The sequence below is a fragment of the Kribbella sp. CA-294648 genome (assembly GCF_050943845.1).
Lineage (GTDB): Bacteria > Actinomycetota > Actinomycetes > Propionibacteriales > Kribbellaceae > Kribbella.
On sequence record NZ_CP191981.1, the window covers coordinates 7,955,970 to 7,974,588 of the forward strand.

At 69.7% G+C, this 18,619-nt stretch carries 18 protein-coding genes; 5 read left to right on the forward strand and 13 right to left on the reverse strand.

The window, feature by feature from the left end; genetic code table 11:
- Positions 1 to 6: 6 nt before the first annotated feature.
- The gene (locus ACQPYM_RS37910; protein ID WP_433010801.1) at positions 7 to 663 is read right to left on the reverse strand and encodes a response regulator; all 657 of its coding nucleotides are present in this window, start codon (positions 661 to 663) and stop codon (positions 7 to 9) included.
- Positions 660 to 2,726 carry a sensor histidine kinase gene (locus tag ACQPYM_RS37915; protein WP_433010804.1) on the reverse strand — a complete coding sequence of 689 codons (2,067 nt, stop codon included), beginning with the start codon at positions 2,724 to 2,726 and terminating at the stop codon, positions 660 to 662. The genes ACQPYM_RS37910 and ACQPYM_RS37915 overlap by 4 nt, the downstream gene beginning before the upstream one ends.
- A gap of 116 nt (positions 2,727 to 2,842) precedes the next feature.
- Here ACQPYM_RS37915 and ACQPYM_RS37920 point away from each other — a divergent pair, with 116 nt between their 5' ends.
- Positions 2,843 to 3,787 (forward strand): lysostaphin resistance A-like protein, encoded by a 945-nt coding sequence (locus tag ACQPYM_RS37920; protein WP_433010806.1) that lies wholly within the window; start codon positions 2,843 to 2,845, stop codon positions 3,785 to 3,787.
- Here the strand turns inward: ACQPYM_RS37920 and ACQPYM_RS37925 are convergent.
- The 8 genes from ACQPYM_RS37925 to ACQPYM_RS37960 form a co-directional block, all read right to left on the reverse strand.
- Positions 3,784 to 4,221, reverse strand: a complete 438-nt coding sequence (locus tag ACQPYM_RS37925) for a hypothetical protein (RefSeq protein WP_433010809.1) — start codon at positions 4,219 to 4,221, stop codon at positions 3,784 to 3,786. The genes ACQPYM_RS37920 and ACQPYM_RS37925 overlap by 4 nt on opposite strands.
- Positions 4,222 to 4,225: 4 nt before the next feature.
- A complete protein-coding gene (hemB, locus tag ACQPYM_RS37930) occupies positions 4,226 to 5,209 on the reverse strand; it encodes a porphobilinogen synthase (protein WP_433010812.1) in 984 nt (327 codons plus the stop codon).
- A gap of 8 nt (positions 5,210 to 5,217) precedes the next feature.
- Positions 5,218 to 6,972 (reverse strand): uroporphyrinogen-III synthase, encoded by a 1,755-nt coding sequence (locus ACQPYM_RS37935; RefSeq protein ID WP_433010815.1) that lies wholly within the window; start codon positions 6,970 to 6,972, stop codon positions 5,218 to 5,220.
- Positions 6,969 to 7,850: a hydroxymethylbilane synthase gene (hemC, locus tag ACQPYM_RS37940; RefSeq protein ID WP_433010818.1), complete on the reverse strand. Its 882-nt coding sequence runs from the start codon at positions 7,848 to 7,850 to the stop codon at positions 6,969 to 6,971. Before hemC ends, ACQPYM_RS37935 begins: the two co-directional genes overlap by 4 nt.
- Positions 7,847 to 9,163: a glutamyl-tRNA reductase gene (locus tag ACQPYM_RS37945; protein ID WP_433010821.1), complete on the reverse strand. Its 1,317-nt coding sequence runs from the start codon at positions 9,161 to 9,163 to the stop codon at positions 7,847 to 7,849. The genes hemC and ACQPYM_RS37945 overlap by 4 nt, the downstream gene beginning before the upstream one ends.
- Entirely contained in the window at positions 9,160 to 9,918 is a 759-nt protein-coding gene (locus ACQPYM_RS37950) for a redox-sensing transcriptional repressor Rex (protein WP_433010824.1), read from the reverse strand. Before ACQPYM_RS37950 ends, ACQPYM_RS37945 begins: the two co-directional genes overlap by 4 nt.
- A gap of 115 nt (positions 9,919 to 10,033) precedes the next feature.
- Positions 10,034 to 10,273 (reverse strand): glutaredoxin family protein, encoded by a 240-nt coding sequence (locus ACQPYM_RS37955; RefSeq protein WP_433010826.1) that lies wholly within the window; start codon positions 10,271 to 10,273, stop codon positions 10,034 to 10,036.
- On the reverse strand, positions 10,270 to 11,718 hold the full coding sequence (locus tag ACQPYM_RS37960) for a class I adenylate-forming enzyme family protein (RefSeq protein WP_433010829.1): 1,449 nt from the start codon (positions 11,716 to 11,718) through the stop codon (positions 10,270 to 10,272). The genes ACQPYM_RS37955 and ACQPYM_RS37960 overlap by 4 nt, the downstream gene beginning before the upstream one ends.
- A 37-nt stretch (positions 11,719 to 11,755) precedes the next feature.
- On the opposite strand from ACQPYM_RS37960, the gene ACQPYM_RS37965 reads away from it, so the two are divergent.
- From ACQPYM_RS37965 to ACQPYM_RS37975, 3 genes are all read left to right on the forward strand, one after another.
- Complete coding sequence (locus ACQPYM_RS37965; protein ID WP_360278803.1) at positions 11,756 to 12,640, forward strand: HAD family hydrolase; 885 nt, start codon at positions 11,756 to 11,758, stop codon at positions 12,638 to 12,640.
- A gap of 43 nt (positions 12,641 to 12,683) precedes the next feature.
- Positions 12,684 to 13,226, forward strand: a complete 543-nt coding sequence (locus tag ACQPYM_RS37970) for a sigma-70 family RNA polymerase sigma factor (protein ID WP_020388025.1) — start codon at positions 12,684 to 12,686, stop codon at positions 13,224 to 13,226.
- A gap of 208 nt (positions 13,227 to 13,434) precedes the next feature.
- A complete protein-coding gene (locus ACQPYM_RS37975) occupies positions 13,435 to 14,559 on the forward strand; it encodes a DUF5667 domain-containing protein (protein ID WP_433010833.1) in 1,125 nt (374 codons plus the stop codon).
- Positions 14,560 to 15,196: 637 nt separating this feature from the next.
- Here the strand turns inward: ACQPYM_RS37975 and ACQPYM_RS37980 are convergent.
- The 3 genes from ACQPYM_RS37980 to ACQPYM_RS37990 all read right to left on the reverse strand — a co-directional run bounded on the left by ACQPYM_RS37980 (position 15,197) and on the right by ACQPYM_RS37990 (position 17,781).
- Positions 15,197 to 16,615, reverse strand: a complete 1,419-nt coding sequence (locus tag ACQPYM_RS37980; protein WP_433010836.1) for a 1-acyl-sn-glycerol-3-phosphate acyltransferase — start codon at positions 16,613 to 16,615, stop codon at positions 15,197 to 15,199.
- Positions 16,608 to 17,600: an NAD-dependent epimerase/dehydratase family protein gene (locus tag ACQPYM_RS37985; protein WP_433023472.1), complete on the reverse strand. Its 993-nt coding sequence runs from the start codon at positions 17,598 to 17,600 to the stop codon at positions 16,608 to 16,610. The genes ACQPYM_RS37980 and ACQPYM_RS37985 overlap by 8 nt, the downstream gene beginning before the upstream one ends.
- Positions 17,601 to 17,679: 79 nt before the next feature.
- The gene (locus ACQPYM_RS37990; protein ID WP_008356322.1) at positions 17,680 to 17,781 is read right to left on the reverse strand and encodes a 30S ribosomal protein bS22; all 102 of its coding nucleotides are present in this window, start codon (positions 17,779 to 17,781) and stop codon (positions 17,680 to 17,682) included.
- 177 nt (positions 17,782 to 17,958) lie between these two features.
- Between ACQPYM_RS37990 and ACQPYM_RS37995 the strand changes: the two genes are divergently transcribed.
- Positions 17,959 to 18,618 (forward strand): class I SAM-dependent methyltransferase, encoded by a 660-nt coding sequence (locus ACQPYM_RS37995; RefSeq protein WP_433010839.1) that lies wholly within the window; start codon positions 17,959 to 17,961, stop codon positions 18,616 to 18,618.
- The last annotated feature ends 1 nt before the right edge of the window (position 18,619 follow it).

Below are 18,619 nucleotides of genomic sequence, written 5' to 3' on the forward strand. Positions count from 1 at the left end.
GGCGGGCTAGCCGCGTGGGCGAACCAGACCGTGGTCGTAGGCGATGATCGTCGCCTGAACGCGGTCCCGCGCGCCGATCTTGGTGAGCAACGCGTTGACGTGGGTCTTCACCGTCCCGACCGCCACGCCGAGCTTGCCGCCGATCTCCGCATTGGTCAGCCCCGCCGCGATCAGCGTCAGGACCTCCAACTCGCGAGGCGTCAGCTTCTCCAGTACTTCGCTCGTCCCAACCGCGGGCGCTCCCTTCGCAAAGGCCTGGATCAACCGCCGGGTCACCGCAGGCGCGAGCATGCCGTCGCCGGCCGCGACCACCCGGATCGCGGTCAGCAGATCTTCAGGCCGGGCATCCTTGAGCAAGAACCCGGACGCCCCAGACCGCAACGCCTCGTAGACATACTCGTTGTGGTCAAAGGTGGTGAGCACCAGAACCCGAGGCCGTTCACCCAGCCCGGTCAGCAGCCGAGTAGCCGAAAGCCCATCCAGGCCAGGCATCCGGATGTCCATCAGTACGACGTCAGGCTCCACCGCAGCAGCCAACGAGACGGCCTCCGCCCCGTCTCCCGCCTGCCCGACAACCACCAGATCCGGCTCGGCATCCACAATCGCCGCGAATCCGGCCCGAACCACCGCCTGATCATCCACAACCAACACCCGAACACTCATCGAAACAACTCCTTCTGGACGGAATGAGGGGTGGTCGGGTGAGGGTCAGCGGGTTCCGGGGCCGTCTGTTGCGGGGTGGTGGGATGGGGAGCGAGGGGAGCTGCGGTGGCGGGGTCGTCGAGAGTTTCCAGGAGTTCGCGCATCGCGGTCAGCGCGGATCTCGCCTCGGTGGTGACGCTTTCGAGCTGTCCGGCCTCCGCAAGGGCGATCATCCGGCTCGTGCGGGTCAGGACGCTGCCGCTCAGCCCGGTGGCGATGCGCTGCCGCTCACCGTGTACTTCGGCCTCGGCCTCCCGCACCAGCTCGGCGAGCGCCCGGCCGTCGTGATCCAGCCGCCGGTTTCTTCGCCGGCGCGCGAGATCTCCGAGCGCCCAGCAAGCCGTCAGCGGACCGGCCAGAACAACGCTGACGAGGACCATAATGAAGATGGCGAAATCCGGCCCGGACAGGTCAGCCTCCTGCGGTGTGAGGAACACCAACGCACCCGCCGCCACCCCGAACCCACCCGCGGCCACAGGGACCGACGCCCACGTCGGGTACGTCCCCTGCCCGTACGCCGCGACCGCATAGACCGCTGCCATCGGTCCGCCGAGACACACCGCCACCGCGGGCGCCAGCTCGTGGGGCAGCTGGTCGAGACCGATCGCGACCGGCCAGAGCCAGGCCGCGAGGGTGGCTCCGATCAGTACCGTCCACGGACGATTCCGGCGCCCGAGCAACATCAGGGCAGGCATCAACGCCAGCAGCAACGCAAGACCGACGGCCGCCGAGTCTGCTTCCGGCACTTCTTCGGAGATCGCCGCAGCCATGCCGGCGACCGCCGCGACCGCGACCGCCAGCACCATGCTGAGCTCGGCCAACCAGTGATCGCGCCACCGCCCACCTGGCCGATGATGCGCCGACGACGGCGGTGGCGCCTCGGAGTACAGGTTTGCGTGAGACACAAGGGGCGTCGATGGCAGGGTTGCCTCGACTCGCCAGCCGCCGTCTGGGGCCGGGCCTGCGGTGAGGGTGCCGCCGAGGGTCTCGGCGCGGTCTTTCATGCCGGCGATTCCGCGCCCGCTGCCCTGGCCGGCCGACGGGATGCCGGTGGGCCGGCCGCTCTCCACCATCAGGTGGATGCGGTCACCTTCACGCGTCACGAGCACCCGTACCGCGGCGCCCGGCGCGTACCGCAGCGTGTTGGTGAGTGACTCCCGGACGATGCCGAAAACGGCTTCCGCGACCGGCCCGTACACCTCGGACCTGACGTCGACCCGGACCTGCTGTCCCAACCGGGTGAAGGCCTCGGCCAGCTCCGCGATCCGGGCGCCGAGTGGCTCGTCCTGATCGCGGTGGCCCGTCCCCAGGACCGCCACCAGACGTCGCAGGGACACCAGCGTCTCCCGGCCCGTGCGCGCGGCGTACGCCAGCGCTTCTTCGGCGAGTTCGGGCCGGCGGTCGCTCAGCCGTTCCGCGGCGCCGCCGCTGACCACGATCGACGTGAGGTGGTGGGCGCTGACGTCATGCAGCTCGCGCGCGAGCCGGCGACGCTCGACGGCCGCCGCGCTACGTCTGCGCTCCTCGGCGTCGCGCAACTCCTGGGCCGCCCGCTCGCGGACGGCCAGCCGGCGCCTGCGGTTCTGCCCGCCGCCAACGACAAGGAGGCTCAGAACCACGGTGAACACGACTTCCACAGCGAATTCCGGTCCGAGGCCGTAGAGACCCAGGGCGGTCAGACCCAGCACGGCGACAAGCGCGGCAGCGGCCCGCCAGGTGACGGCAGGGCGGCAGCGCACCGCAACGGAGTACAGGGCGATGAGTTCGGCCGGCAGCAGGCTCGATCCGTCTGGCGCACCGGCAACCTGGCCGAAGACCGCCACGACGGTCACCACGCCGAGCGTCGCGAGTGGCGTCCGGCGACGGAACCCCAGTGCGACCGCGGCCACGACCGTCGCGACGCCGGCGAGGACGAGTTCCGGCCGGCTCAGCTGCAGCTCGAGCGCGCCCGCCATGGCGGGCGTCAACGCCACCCACCCGATCCCCAGGACGGCAGGCAGCAGCCAGTTGCGAAGGTGTTCCATCAGAGCCGAAGCATAAGCGCCTCTACCCACCGCCTGAGCACCTCTACCCAGCGATAGAGGCGGTGATCGTGCTTACGACTGACGCCTTGGCGACCGTCGGCGACCATGCTCTGGGCATGACATTCGAGCAGACAGAAGTGGGGCCGATCGCTGACCCCGTCGCGGCCGCGCACGCGCCGGAACCGGTCTCGTACGAGCGACTGGCGCGGGTCACCGGCCGGCACGACTGGTGGCGCCCCTTCGTCGGGACCATCGTCCTGCTCGGACTGACAGTTGCCGCCATGGTGCCGATCTACGGAGCGGCGGACATCATCGGCGCGTTCCTCGACACTCCCAGGGATGCCGACGACTGGCCACTGTTCGGCGATATCCCCGACACCGCCTTCATGCTCCTCCTCAGTGCGGCACCGCTCCCGGCGCTCGCGCTGACCGTGCACTTGGTGCAGAAACGCCGCTGGGGCACGCTGTCCTCGGTCGTCGGGCGCCTCCGCCTGTCGTGGTTGCGGACCTGTCTCGCCCTCGCTGCCGTACCCATCGGGGTGCTGCTGGCCCTGTCCTTCGTGTTCGACCCGTTGGACGGCTCCGACTGGGTCGGCTGGGGAACGTTCCTCACCGGACTCGCCATGATTGTCTGCCTGGTCCCGTTCCAGGCCGCCGCCGAGGAGTACGTCTACCGCGGCTGGTTGCTACAGGCAACAGGTTGCTTCTTTTGCTCACCAGCCCTGGTACTGGTCCCGCAAGCACTGCTGTTCGCGACAGCTCACGGCTACGGCACGCCGTGGGGATTCGCCAGTCTGCTCATCTTCGGTCTCTGTACCGGCTGGCTGACCATCCGCACCGGCGGTCTCGAGGCAGCCCTCGGACTCCACATCACCACCAACGTCCTCGGCTTCGGCGCATCAGCCGCTTACACCGGCGGCCTGGCCTCCGACGAAACAGCCGCCGACATGCCCTGGCCGATGTTCCTGATCGACACCGCCCTCGTCATCCTCTTCACAGCCGTCACCCTCTACCTGGCCAAACGCCGCAAGTTGACCACCCGCTGGCAACCGCTCGGCTAGCCGGTCGTCAGGAGTTCTTGCAGGGCGGCGTACTGCGGCTGGGTGGCGAAGCTCGGGTTGCTCATCTGAGGTTGGCGGATGACTTCGAGGTCAGCCAGGGCTGGATGTGCAGTCAGGAGGGTGCGCGGGAGCGGCTCGGGGAGGAAGTCGAGGGTCAGCGGTACGACGTACTTCGTCGGCTCCCCCGGGCGCCAGTCGGCGGGGCCGGTGAGGTGGCCGGTGGCCCAGAGGCCGGGGGTCGGTTTCGCTCGGGCGGAGCCGCTGACCCAGAGGAGACAAGGTTGGCCGGGCTCGAAAAGCGTTGTGCGGTAGGTCTTCTGGACGCACCAGCTACCCACGCCGTGCTCGATCAACTCCGGCAGGTTGGTGACTGCCGGGTTGCACTTGAGGATCCAGGCGCCGAGGGTTTCCCGGCTGACGCGTTGCGCCGGCAAGGGGTCAGCGGTGGTCGAGCAGGCGGACCGCCTCGGCGGCCCAGTAGCTGAGGATCGTGTCCGCGCCGGCCCGGCGGATCGAGGTCAGCGTCTCCAGGATCGCGCGGTCCCGGTCGATCCAGCCGTTGGCGGCCGCCGCTTCGACCATCGCGTACTCGCCGGAGATGTTGTACGCCGCGACCGGTACGTTCACGTGGTCGCGGACCTGGCGGATGATGTCGAGATAGGCCAGGGCCGGCTTCACCATCACGATGTCGGCGCCTTCGGCGATGTCCAGGTCGACCTCGCGAATCGCCTCGTGCGCGTTCGACGGGTCCTGCTGGTAGGTCTTGCGGTCACCGGTCAGCGACGAGCCGACGGCTTCGCGGAAGGGACCGAAGAAGGCCGACGCGTACTTCACGGCGTACGCGAGAATGACCGTGTCCTGAAAACCCGCGCCATCCAAAGCTTGGCGAACGGCTCCGACCTGGCCGTCCATCATCCCCGAAGGACCGACCACGTGAGCGCCCGCGGAGGCCTGGGCAATGCCCATCTCCGCGTAGATGGCCAGCGTCGCGTCGTTGTCGACCCGGCCGGCCGCATCCAGTACGCCGCAGTGCCCGTGCGAGGTGAACTCGTCCAGGCACAGGTCCGACATCACCAGCAGGTCGTCACCCACCTCGGACACCGCGTCCCGGATCGCCACGTTGAGAATGCCGTCCGGGTCGAGCGCACCCGACCCCTCAGGGTCCTTCGTCTCCGGTACGCCGAACAGCATCACGCCGCCCAGCCCCAGTTGAGCGGCCTCGGCAACAGCCTTGCGGGCCGTGTCCCGGGTGTGCTGGTAGACGCCCGGCATCGAGCTGATCGCGATCGGCTCGCGCGCGCCTTCCCGGACGAACATCGGCAGGATCAGCTGACGAGGCTCGAGCGTGGTCTCGGCGACCAGCCTGCGCATCGCCGCGGACGACCGGAGCCGCCGCGGCCTCACACCCGGGAAACCAGCCATCGGAAAACCTAGCTCTTCCTGCGAGAACCCGAGCGGCGCTCGGACGGACGGGTGACCGGTTCACCGGCCTCCACCATGGTGTCACGCCGCTCCGCACCGAAGCGAGCAAGTGCGTCGGCCAGCTCCTCGGCCGACGGGGCCTCGGCCATCGCGTCGACCCGCAGGCCGTGCTCCTCGGCGGTCTTGAGCGTCGCCGGGCCGATCACCGCGATCACCGTCGACGCGTGCGGCTTGCCGGCGATGCCGACCAGGTTGCGCACGGTCGAGGACGAGGTGAACACGACCGCGTCGAACTTGCCCGACTTGATCGCCTCGCGGGTCGGCGCGGGCGGCGGGGCGGCCCGCACGGTCCGGTACGCCGTGACGTCGTCGACCTCCCAGCCCAGCTCGGTCAGGCCGGCCACCAGCGTCTCGGTGGCGATGTCCGCCCGCGGCAGGAAGACCCGGTTGATCGGGTCGAGCACCTCGTCGAACGGCGGCCAGTCCTCGACCAGGCCGGCGGCGGACTGCTCACCCGAGGGCAGCAGGTCCGGCCGGATGCCCCAGGCACCGATCGCCTCGGCGGTCTTCTCGCCGACCGCGGCGATCTTCAGCCCGGAGAACGCCCGTGCGTCCAGCCCGTACTCGTCGAACTTCTCCCGGACCGCCTTGACCGCGTTCACCGAGGTGAAGGCGACCCACTCGTAGCGGCCCTCGACCAGGCCACGGATGGCCTTGTCCATCTGCTGCGGGTTGCGCGGCGGCTCGACGGAGATCGTCGGCACCTCTTCCGGCATCGCGCCGTAGCGGCGCAGCCGGTCCATCAGCGGGCCGGCCTGGTCCTTGGTGCGCGGCACCAGGATCCGCCAGCCGAACAGCGGCTTGGTCTCGAACCAGGACAGCGACTCGCGCTGCTCGACCACCGAGCCGATCACGATCACCGCCTCGCCGACCAGCTTGGCCGCGCGCAGGTCGGCCACGATCGTGCCCAGCGTGCCGACCACACTGGCCTGCGAGGTCGTCGTCCCGCCGACGGTCGCGGCGACCGGCGTACCGGCGTCGAAGCCGGCCTCGATCAGCGCGGCGGTCGTCTCCTTGAGCAGGTCCACGGCGTTCAGCAGCACCAGGGTCTGCTTGGGGTGCACCCGGCTGAAGTCGAGCTTGGCCTCGGCCAGGTCGAGCACCGTGACCTCACGGTCGCTCTTCATGGTCAGCGGGATGCCCGCGTACGCCGGGACGGCGCTGACCTCGCTGACACCGGGAACCACGTTGAAGCTGATCCCGGCCTTGCGGCAGGCGGCGGCCTCCTCGGCTCCACTGGAGAACGTGAACGGGTCGCCGGTGAGCAGGCGGACCACGTTCGCCGAGGCCTTGGCGGTCTTCACCACCAGCCGCGCGCGGGCGGCGACCCGCAGCGCCCGGCTGCCCTCGGCGCCGGAGCCGTCGATGACCTCGACACCCGGCTTGCAGTACCCGAGGAAGGCATCGTGCTCCGGACCCTCGACCACCACCGCGTCGGCGTTCGCCAGCACGTCGCGGCCGGCGATCGTCAGCAGCGACGGGTCGCCCGGGCCGACGCCGACGAAGGTGACGTGCCCGAGCGGTCTGGTCTGCTTGACGGTCGTGGTGCTGGCTGCGATCTTCGCCGGCACCTTCTGGGGTGCCTTGGTGGCCGCTGTCTTCGCGCTGCTCACGTCTGCTGTCGCCTTTGCCCTTGTCCTGCTCGTCTTCGTACTCGTACTCGTATCCGTACTCGCCTGCGTCGTTCCCCGTGCCGGTGTCATGTCTGCTCCAGCAACTCGTTCGCGAGGGCCCGGCCCAGCGCCCGTGGGTCGTCCACCGGCCCGTTCGCCGACAGCCGCCGTACGCCGCCTTCCTGGCCCAGCGCTCCCCGGAGCCACAGCTCCGGACCGTCCTCACCTTCGACCACTTCGGCCAGTGCGCCGACCGGAGCCGTGCACCCCGCCTCGAGCGTGGCCAACATCTGCCTCTCGGCCGTCACCGCGGCGCGTACCGCGGGATCCTCCAGCGGGGCGAGAGCCTGCAGTACCACGGTGTCGCCGTCGCGGCACTCGATGCCCAGGGCACCTTGTCCCGGTGCCGGCAGCACCTGGATCGGATCCAGCGTCTCGGTGACCTCCGAAAGCCGGCCCAACCGGGCCAACCCTGCCCTTGCGAGCACCACCGCGTCCAATTTGCGATCGGCGACCATCGCGATACGCGTGTCGACATTGCCCCGGATCCCGGTCATTTCCAGGCCCAGTCCGAGGGCTTCCAGCTGCGCCACCCGGCGCGGCGAACCGGTCCCGACCAGCGCTCCGGTCTGCAGTTCGCCGAGGCTCAGCCCGTCCCGGGCGACCAGGACGTCGCGCGGGTCCTCGCGCTGCGGGATCGCGCCGAGGGTCAGCCCGGCCTCCGGTGTGGTCGGCAGGTCCTTCAGCGAGTGCACCGCGATGTCGATCTCGCCCGCCAGCAAGGCGTCGCGGAGCGCGCTGACGAACACGCCGGTGCCGCCGATCTGCTCCAGCGGCGCCCGGTTGGTGTCACCGGTGGTGACGATCGGAACGAGTTCGACCTCGTGGCCGAGGGCGCGCAACCGGTCCGCGACGTGGGTCGCCTGGGCTGTCGCGAGCGCTGACCTGCGGGTACCGAGCCGGATCACGCGGGGTCACCTCCATTGGTCTGCGCCGCTGTGGCGGTGGTGTCCTGAGGCGCCATCGGCGCGGTGACAGCGTCGACGGTCGCCGGGTCCAGCGCGAACAGCTCGCGCAGCGCGTCGGCGTACGTCGGTCCGCCCGGATCGGCGGCCAGTTCCTTCACCCGCACGGTCGGCGTGTGCAGCACCTTGTCGACCACGCGCCGGACGGTCCGGGCGACCTCGGCCCGCTGGGCCTCGTCGAGTCCGGGCAGTCTGCGCTCCAGCCGTGCCAGTTCGGCGTCGACCAGGCCGCTGGCCATCGCCCGCAACGCGACGACGGTCGGCGTGACTGACGCGGCGCGCCGGGTTGCCTCGAAAGCACCCGTCTCCTCGCCGACGATTCGCCGTACCTCGTCGATGTCGTGCTCGCTGCCACCCGCAGTACCGGCCAGGTCGGCCAGGGTGACCAGCTTGACGCCGGGAATCCGGGCCGCGGCCGGATCGACATCCCTGGGCAGAGCGACATCCAGTACGCCGAACTCGCGCCCGTCCGCGGCGCTCCGGATCATGTCCTCGGTCAGGACGACGCCTCGCGCACCGGTGCACGAGACGACCAGGTCGGCCTCGTGCAACGCGGACGGGACGTCGGCGAGCTTGATCGCGGTACCGCCGACCCGGTCCGTCAGCAGGACGGCCCGCTCGTAGTTGCGGTTGGCGATCGTCACGCTCGCCGCGCCACCGTTCAGCAGGGTCTGCGCGGCCAGGGATGCCATCGAGCCGGCTCCGACGACCAGCGCGCGGCGGCCTTCGAACCCGCCGACGGCTTCCAGCCCGGCGGACACGACCGAGCGGCCGGCCGAGTCGATCCCGGTCTCGGCGCGGGCCCGCTTACCGACCCGCAACGCGTGCTGGAACAGGGCGTTCAGGCCGGTACCGATGGTTTCCAGGTCCTGGCCGACGCGCAGCGACTCCTTCACCTGGCCGACGATCTGGCTCTCGCCGACGATCATCGAGTCGAGCCCGACGGCGACCTGGAACAGGTGCGCGACCGCGCCCTCCTCGAAGTGCACGTAGAGGTGCTCGGCCAGGTCGAGCAGCGGTACGCCGGTGACGTCGGCGAGGATCGCGGTGACCTCGTCCATCCCGGCGTGGAAGCGGTCGACGTTCGCATAGACCTCGGTGCGGTTGCAGGTGGCCAGCACGGCCGACTCGGAGACCGCGGGAGTGTGCTGCACGGCCAGCGCCAGTTTGGTCGCGGCATCCGGATCGAGCGCAACTCGCTCAAGTACAGAAATGTCAGCGGACCGGTGCGAGATACCAACGACCAAGTAGCTCACGCGCCGACACCCCCACCCACGCTGGGCAGATCAGTGACCACGCCGTTCATCGCTGGCAGTTCGGGCACGTCGGGGAGCGCCGCCTCTCCGGACTTTCGTTGTTCGTGGTACGCCAGGATCTGCAACTCGATCGAGAGGTCCACCTTGCGGATGTCCACACCGGCCGGCACGGACAGCACTACCGGCGCGAAGTTGAGGATGCTGGTGACACCTGCTGATACAAGCCGGTCGCAGACCTCCTGGGCCGGACCGGCCGGCGTGGTGATCACGCCGATCGAGACCCGGTCGGCGGCGACGATCTCCTCCAGCTCGGCGAAGTCGCGCACGACCATGTCGCCGATCCGCTCGCCGACCAGCTTCGGGTCGGCGTCGAGCAGGGCGACGATCCGGAAGCCGCGGGTGCCGAAACCGGAGTAGTTGGCCAGCGCGTGCCCCAGGTTTCCGATCCCGACGATGACCACGGCCCAGTCCTGGGTGACGCCGATCTCGCGGGCGATCTGGTAGCGCAGGTACTCCACGTCGTACCCGACACCGCGGGTGCCGTAGGAGCCGAGGTAGGACAGGTCCTTGCGGAGCTTGGCCGAGTTGACGCCGGCCGCGGTCGCCAGATCCTCGCTCGACGCGGTGGCGATGCCACTGTCCGACAGGGCGGTCAGGGCCCGCAGGTACACCGGCAAGCGCGCGACAGTGGCCTCGGGAATGCCGCGGTCGGTTCTCGTCGGCGCGCCGGGGCGACGGCTGCGGGCAGGCGTCACAATTCTCCTGGAAAGGGTGGTTCGCGGGTCACCGCCTCACGGCTGGCGACTACCCCACTCTAGGAGCTTGTGAACGTGAGAACAAAATCGGGAACGCCGGTCGTGACGGATGGCACTAAGTTGTCAAGGCCTTCTTCAGCCTGACCGGGTCCACTCGCCAGAAGTCGTGCTGGCGGCCATCCACGAACGTGACCGGGATCTGTTCGCCGTACTCCTTGAAGAGCTGCTCGTCCGTGGTGATGTCGATCTCGGTCCAGCCGACGCCCAGCTCGGCGCAAACGGACGCCACGATCACCCGGGCGTCGTCGCACAGATGACAGCCCGGCTTGCCGTAGAGAGTCACCCGATCGCTCATCGGTCCGCCTCGCGCAGCCGGCCCTTGGCGACCTTGCCGGTGACCGAGTGGGGCAGGTGGTCGACCACCTCGATCTCGACCGGGCACTTGAACCGCGCCAGCCGCGTCTCGGCGTACTCGCGGATCTCCGCCGGATCCGGCGCGGCCCCGGTCGCCGGTACGACGAACGCCTTGACCGCCTCACCGGTGTCCTCGGACGGTACGCCGATCACGGCCGCCTCGCGCACACCCGGAGCCTGTACCAGGACCTCCTCGACCTCGCTCGGGAACACGTTGAAGCCGGACACGATGATCAGTTCGCGGAGCCGGTCGACCAGGAACAGGTCACCATCGGAGTCCAGGAACCCGACATCGCCGGTGCGGTACCAGCCTTCGTCGTCCGGGCCGTCGACACCGTCCGGCCAGTAGCCCGAGAACAGGTTGGCGCCGCGGACCAGGATCTCGCCGGGGTCGTCGCCCTCGACGTCCTCGCCCCGCTCGTCGGCGATCCGCACCTCGACGCCGGGCAGCGGGCGGCCGACAGAACCAGGCTTCGGGTCCTGCTCGCCAAGGGTCGTGGTGACGCCGGGCGAGGCCTCGGTCAACCCGTAGCCCTGATGCACGAACAGGCCGCTGGCCTGCTCGAACCGGTCCGCGAGCCCACGATCCAGGGTCGAGGCGCCGGTCAGCACGACCTTGACGGTCTGCAGCGCGTCCTGGAGATCGGGGCGGGCGATGAACGCGTTGAGGGCCGGTGGGGCGAGCGGGAGTCGCGTCACGCCGTACCGGCGTACCAGGTCGATGGTGCCGGTCGAGTCGAAGCGGCGCTCGATGACGAGCAGGGCCCCGGTCGCGACGGCCCAGCCTAGGACCGCGTTCAGGCCGAAGGCGTGGAACATCGGCAGCACGCCCAGGACGACGTCGTCGGGGCCCATCCGGTCCTCGCCGAGGTCGACCAGGTTGCGCACGTTCGCGCCGAGTGCCCGGTGGGTGAGCATCGCGGCCCGCGGCTCACCGCTCGTCCCGGACGTGTAGAGCAGGACGGCGAGGGCTTCCGGGTCGGTCTGCGGCGTAAGCGGAGCGTCACCGGCGAGCTCGCCGGCCCGGACCACTCTGATCCCCTCGACCTTGTCCGCGAGGTCCCCGTCGGCGACCGCGAGACGGGCTCCGGAGTGCGCGATCACGGTACTGATCTCGCGCTTGGTCAGGCCGGTGTTCAGCGGCACGGCGACCAGTCCGGCGCGAAGACATCCCAGGTAGGAGGTGACGAACTCGATGCTGTTCGCCAGCAGCAGGACCACCCGGTACCCCGGCACCAGACCTGCCGCCGAGTACCCGCGGGCAGCCGCGTCCACGGCCGCGTCGAGCTGGCTCCAGGTCAGCCGCCGGTCCCCGTCGACCAGCGCCGGACGTTCGCCGTGACGTTGCGCTGTGTCACGAAGAACATCCGCGAAGTTGAAGTTCACCAGGCGAGTCTGTCACGAGCGAGCTAGGGTCCTTCCTGTGACTCGACCCACGACGCGTGATCTGCGCGCCCGGTCGGTGCTGGCCGGTGAGGCCAGTGCAGCCGCGGCCGAGCTCGAGGCGGCGCTGCAGACACCGCCGGTGACCCATGCCGCCGCGTTCTTCGACGTGGACAACACGATGTTGCGCGGCGCTTCGGTGTACCACCTGGCCAGAGGTCTGTACCGGCGCAAGTTCTTCACCAGTGCCGAGATCACCCGCAAGGCGATCGACCAGCTGCGCTTCCGGCTGCAGGGCGAGACGCCCGAGTCGGTCGCCAACGCACGTTCCTCGGCGCTCGCGTTCATCGCCGGGCACCGGGTGTCCGAAGTACAGATCCTGGTCGAGGAGATCTTCGACGAACTGATCGCCGACAAGGTCTGGCCGGGCACGAAGGCGTTCGCCCAGTCGCACCTGGACGCCGGCGAGCGGGTCTGGCTGGTGACCGCCGCGCCGGTCGAGGTGGCCCGGCTGCTGGCCCGACGGCTCGGCCTGACCGGTGCGCTGGGAACGATTGCAGAATCGCGGGACGGGATCTATACAGGCGCCCTGGTGGGCGATATTCTTCACGGCCCGGCGAAGGCGGAGGCGGTCCGCGCGCTGGCGGCGCACGAGGGGCTTCACCTGGCCGATTGTGCGGCCTACTCGGACTCGGTCAACGATCTGCCGATGCTCGAGTTGGTGGGCCACCCCTGCGCGATCAACCCCGACGCGAAGCTTCGCCGGCACGCCGAAGTGGCCGGCTGGCCGGTGCGTGATTACCGGACCGGAAGGAAGGCGGCACGCCGCGCGCTGTTGACAGCGGGTGCTTCAGGCGTAACGCTCGGTGCTGTCTCAGCCGCTGTGGCCATTCGCGGCAGTGTCAGACGTAGACGTGTCAGTTGAACGGGGAGAGAACTTGACGACGCCGGAGCCAAGCCCGGACGGGATGAGACGCGCAGAGCTCGTCGATCGCGCCCAGGCAGGGGACGTCGGTGCGTTCGGCGAGCTGTACGACGAGTACTCGCTGACCGTGTATCGCTACATCTACGCGCGAGTGTCGTCATCGGCACTCGCCGAAGACCTCACCAGCGAGACGTTCGTCCGGGCGCTGCGCGCGCTGGACTCGTTCCGCTGGCAGGGCCGGGACTTCGGCGCCTGGCTGGTGACGATCGCCCGGAACCTGATCACCGACCACTACAAGTCGGGCCGGGTCCGGCTCGAGGTGGTCACCGACGAGATCGAGACGCACGACCGGCAGACCGAGGGCCCGGAGGTCGACGTACTGGCCGCCGCCACCGCCGAAGTACTGCGGGACGCCGTGGCGGCGCTGCCCGAGGAGCAGCGCGACTGCCTGACGATGCGGTTCTTCGCCGGTCTGTCGATCGCCGAGACGGCCAAGGCGCTGGAGAAATCCGAGGGCGCCGTCAAGCAACTGCAACTGAGGGCTGTCCGGCACTTGGCGAAGGTTATCCCCAAGGACTTGAGGTGAGGAGGATGACAACGAATGTCTTTCGTAACCCGTCAGGGATATTCCTCGTTTGCCTGGTGAGGACCTTTCGGTGACCCCGATTGGCCATTGAGGAGAACGAGAACTCATGAGTGACCTACACAGGGCTCGAGCGCGCGCGGAGACCTTCGCGCACGCCGTCGATCACGGGCCCCGTCACTCTTCGCGACTGAGCGATGACCCTGAGCTGATGGAAGCTGTGGAACTGGTCGGACGGCTGAGGACCGCCGGCGCAGTGACACCGCGACCGGAGTTCAATGCCGAGCTGAGGCACCGCCTCCTCGAGCAGGCCGCGGCACGCGCCGCGACCACGACTCCGACCGTGGTACCCAGCGTTCCGGACTTCTCGGACGATCCGCCTCCGCGCGAGGACGACGACGCGTCCGTGACAGATATCCGCCATCGTCACGGCCGGCGTATCCGGCTGGTGGCCAGTACCGCCGCGCTGGTTCTGCTCGGAGGTGGCATCGGTTCTGCCGCCGCCGCTCAGCAGGCGATGCCCGGTGACGCGCTGTACGGGATGAAGCGCAGCATCGAGAACGTCTCGACCAACGTCAGCGTCGGGGACGACTCCCGGGGCCGGCGCGATCTCGAGCACGCCAACACCCGGTTGTCCGAGATCCGCAAACTGGTGGCCAATGGTGGCGACGTGGCCACCATCAACGGCACGCTGGCCGATTTCACCGCGCAGTCGCGCCAGGGGATCACCCGGCTCGTCGCGTCGTACCAGCAGACCGGTGACCCGGCTGCGATCACGGCAGTCACCGCGTTCATCACCAGCGCCCGCCAGGCCATCGGTGAGCTCGCACCCAAGCTGCCGCCGGAGTCGCTCAAACCCGCTGTCGAGGCGCTGGCCTCGCTCGAGGACATGGCGCAGCGCGCGAGCGCGGCCTGCCCGAAGTGCGAGAAGCCGAAACCGGCCAAGAACGCGGGCCCACCGCCGGCGATCAACCCGGGGACGGAGCCGACCACGCCGATCAAGGCGGCGACGGAGCCCACCTCGAAGCCGACCAAGGCGCCCTCGGGCAAGCCGGCCGACCCGGGCGCGACGGCGACCACCGAACCCACGGTGCCGCCGAAGTCGATCGACCCCACGATCGTCGAGAAGCCGACCACCACGCCGACCGACCTGAAGACGCCACCCATCCCCTCGAGCAAGCCGACCACAACGCCGTCAGGACCGGGCCCAGTAGTCCCGTCCCTGCCAACCCCCGGCACCCCGAGCTGGCCCTGGCCCTTCCCGACCGTCAGCCTCCCCCTCCCCACCCTCAACCTCCCAGGCGTAATCCAAACCCTCCTCCCACCCTGGAAGTAACCCTTCCCCAACACCCCGAAGAGCCCGCCTCCCCCAGGGAGCCGGGCTCTTCGCTTTCCACGCCCCTCCGACTTTGTGCACGACGTGATTCCTGGCCAGCGCTTTCCCGCACTCACGTCACGCACAAAGTCGCCCGTCCGGGCAGGACCAGCCCGCCACCGCAGTACGGCGGACGCCTCGCACCCTGGAGTCGACGGCCTGGGCGGGGTCGACGGCACCCGGCGGGGTCGACGGCACCCGGCGGGGTCGACGGCACCCGGCGGGTCGCGGGCACCGGCGCTCCTCGACCTACACCGCTCCCCGCTCCCCGCTCCCCCTCGCCGCTCGCCGCTCGCGGAGCCGCGCCCGCCCTCCGCGGCCGCTTCCCAGGGTCACTTGGTGCATCGCTTGAGCGTTGGGAATTGCCGGCGGTGCTCAGCCGGTGCACAAGGTCGCCGGCCGGGTGGGCGAGGCGATCGGTTTGCGGTGGGGCTGAGGGGTGGGCGGGGTGCTGAGTGGCCGGGCTGTGCCGAGGGACAGGAGGTGTGCGGTTGTCTTCTCCTGGAGTCCGCCTGGGGAGGCGTCGTGGGCGCTCGCTAGCGCCGACACATCCTGTCGGTCGGCACGCTCGGCACCCGCGCAGGCCGGGCGGTGCGGGTCAGAAGAAGACGCTGCGGCGTTGCATGAGGAGGGTGTAGAGGGTTTGCTGGATGGTTTCGCGGACCTGGTCGGTGACGTTGAAGACCAGCATGGGGTCGTCGGCGGCGCCTTCGGGGAAGTCGTCGGTGCGGATGGGTTCGCCGAACTCGATCAGCCACTTGGACGGGAGCGGGATCATGCCGAGCGGGCCCAGCCAGGGGAAGAACGGGGTGACCGGGATGTACGGGACGCCTACCAGCCGGGCCAGTGACGCCAGGTTGCCGACCAGGGGGTAGATCTCCTCGGCGCCGACGATCGAGCACGGCACGATCGGTACGCCGGTCCGCATGGCCGCGCTGACGAATCCGCCCCGGCCGAACCGCTGCAGCTTGTACCGCTCGCTGAACGGCTTGCCCAGCCCCTTGAACCCCTCCGGCCAGACACCGACCAGGTTCCCCTGGCGGAGCAGCCGCTCGGCGTCGTCGTTGCTCGCCAGCGTCGCGCCACCCTTGCGGGCCATCTCGCCGACGAACGGCGTCTTGAACACCAGGTCGGCCGCGAGCGTACGCAGCGGCCGGTTCGTGTGGTCGGCGACGACCAGTTGGGTGATCAGCCCGTCGATCGGCATCGTGCCGGAGTGGTTCGCGACGATCAGCGCGCTGCCGGTGTCGGGGATGTTCTCGATCCCGCGCACCTCGACCCGGAACCACTTCTCCGCGAGCGGGCGCAGCGCCGACAGGAACACCTGGTCGGTGAGATCCGCGTCGTACCCGAACTCGTCGACCTCATAGTCCCCCGTCAGCCGCCGCCGCAGAAACGCCAGCAGTTCGGCAACCTTCCGCTCCCCGTCAGCCCCAAGCGTCTCCCGCACAACCTTCTCGAACGCAGCAAAATCCCGCCCCGCCCCGTCCTCCCCAACCTCAACCCGAGCAGCCCCATCAGAACCCGGTACGCCGCTCAGCCCGCCGCCATCCGGTACGCCGCTCACCCCGCCGGCACCCGGCACGCCGCTCCACTCACCACCAGCCGGTACGCCGACCGGCCCGGTGAACTCGCGCGCGCCCGGCTCCCCCGACCCAGCCGCCCCGTCCCCTCCACCGTCGACCGGCCCGGAAGTCCTCTGCGTCGTTTCCTCGATGCGATCGCCGGACCCAGCGGACTGCGCGCCCTGCTTCGCCTTACGCCGACGACCACCGCCAGCCCGCTTCGCGCCATCCGCACCAGCGCCGGAGCGGCCGGGGGCAGAGGTGGTGGCGGAGCGGTCGGAGTCGGTGCTGGGCTGTCCGCCGGGAGCCTGCGCGGCGGTACGGGACGGGCGGTTTTTAGGGGTGTTGGGGCCGGCCAGGGCGCGGGCTGCGGCTGAGGGGGTGGTGCGGCGGCCGCTGCCTCGGCCCGGGCGGCCGCCGGAGCCGATCGGGATGATGTCGGCGTCAGCCACGCAAGGCTCCCAGTCCGGCGGTGAGCAGACGCGAGGCCTGCGTGACGACTCCGGTGCCGATCGTGGCGCGGAAGTCGTCGAAGGCGGCGGCGCTGGTGTACTCCGGCTCGAAACCGAACTCGGTCCGCATCCGGATGGTGTCCACCACGCGCCCATAGGTCAGGAAGGTGATCTGGTCCGGCGAGAAGTCAGCCAGTCGGGCCCGGCGAACCACTGCCGCCGTACTGGAAGCAGTGAAGGACGGCAGCCGGAGAGCGGGCTTGCCGAGTCGGCGGATCGCTTGGGAGAGCAGGAGCACGCCGTCGCCGGCCAGGTTGAAGGTGCCGGGCAGGTCGGTCATGGTCGCGTGGTGGATCGCCTCCACGCCGTCGCTCTCGTGCAGGAACTGCAGCCGGGCGTCGAAGCCGAGCACGGTCGGCACCACCGGCATGGCGAAGTACCGGGTGATCGGGGAGTCGGTGCGCGGGCCGATCCAGTTGGCCATCCGCAGCGTGGTGACGCAGACGTCGGGGCGCCGCCGGGCGAAGCCGCGGACGTAGCCCTCGACCTCGACCGCGTCCTTGCTCAACCCGGTCTGGTGGATCGCTCTCGGGGCCATCTCCTCGGTGAACATCGCCGGGTCGCGCGGCCCCGCGCCGTACACGGTGGTCGACGACTTGACCACCAGCTTGCGGACGCCAGGCGCCTTCTGGCACGCGGCGAGCAGTTGCATGGTGCCGATGACGTTGATTTCCTTCATCGACGACCGTCCCCCGGCGCTGCCAGGGGTCGCCACGACGCCCGTGTGGACGACCGTGTCGACGTCCTCACCGGCGATCACCTTCGCGATGACGGGGTTGCGAATGTCCGCCCGGACGAACCGGACCCGGCCGAGTTCGGCCCTTGGTGGCACCACATCGATGCCGATCACGGTGTCTATTCCGGGATCGGCTGCCAGGCGGCGGGCACAACGAGCACCGGCGTCCCGGGAGACGCCGGTAACCATCACTACCTGTGCCACGAGTACCCCCAGCCAGACAGCAACTCCGTCGACGCCGCCCTGCAGAACAGGACGGCGGGAACTGCTACTTGCCGAGCTTGCGGCGCTGCACCCGCGTCTTCTTCAGCAGCTTGCGGTGCTTCTTCTTCGCCATACGCTTACGGCGCTTCTTGATAACGGAACCCACAGTGGACCTTCCAAACTTAAAGAGAGCGTCGGCAAAGCCTACCTGTTGGTCACCTCCCTGACCTAAGTGAGGCGGTACCGGGCGCGGTCCCAGCGCGGATCGAGCGCAAACCCGCGGCGCCCGGGCACTGTCGGAGGCCATGGCTAGGCTGGTTTTCCGGCGACTGGGGAGGCCTCGATGACCGCTCGTTACAACGGACTGGCCGATTGGTACGACGCCCGCTTCGTGGTCGGCGCGCCTCGCCATCAACCCGGTCTGCCGGAGCTGCTCGGCCCCGGTTCGGGCCCGTGTCTCGACCTCGGCTGCGGGACGGGGCGCAACTTCGACACCATCCGGGACAGCGGCCGCACGGTGGTCGGCGTCGATCGCTCGTCCGACCAGCTCCGGCTGGCCCGGACCAGGACCGACGGCCCGCTGATCGAGGCGGACGCCGCCGTCCTGCCGTTCGCCGATGCCTCCTTCGACACGGTGATCGCGATGTGGATCTCCACCGACCTCGACGACTTCCCCGGCGCCTTGGGCGAGGCTGTTCGCGTACTGCGTCCTGGCGGGCTGCTGGTCTGCTACGGCGTGCACCCCGCTTTCAACGGTCCCCATGTCGAGTGGAACGAGGACGGCACCCGGCTGGTCCATCCGTCGTACCGGACTCCCGGCTGGCACGAGGAGGCGCCGTACTGGGCCGATGACGGCATACGCAGGCGGGTCGGTATGCGTCACCTCACGCTGTCCGAGCTGCTCAACGCGTTTCTCCGCCCGGAGCTGACGCTGGAACACGTCGAGGAACCCGACGGCACGCCCGTCCCCCACACCCTCGCGCTCAAAGCCCGGAGGAACTGAC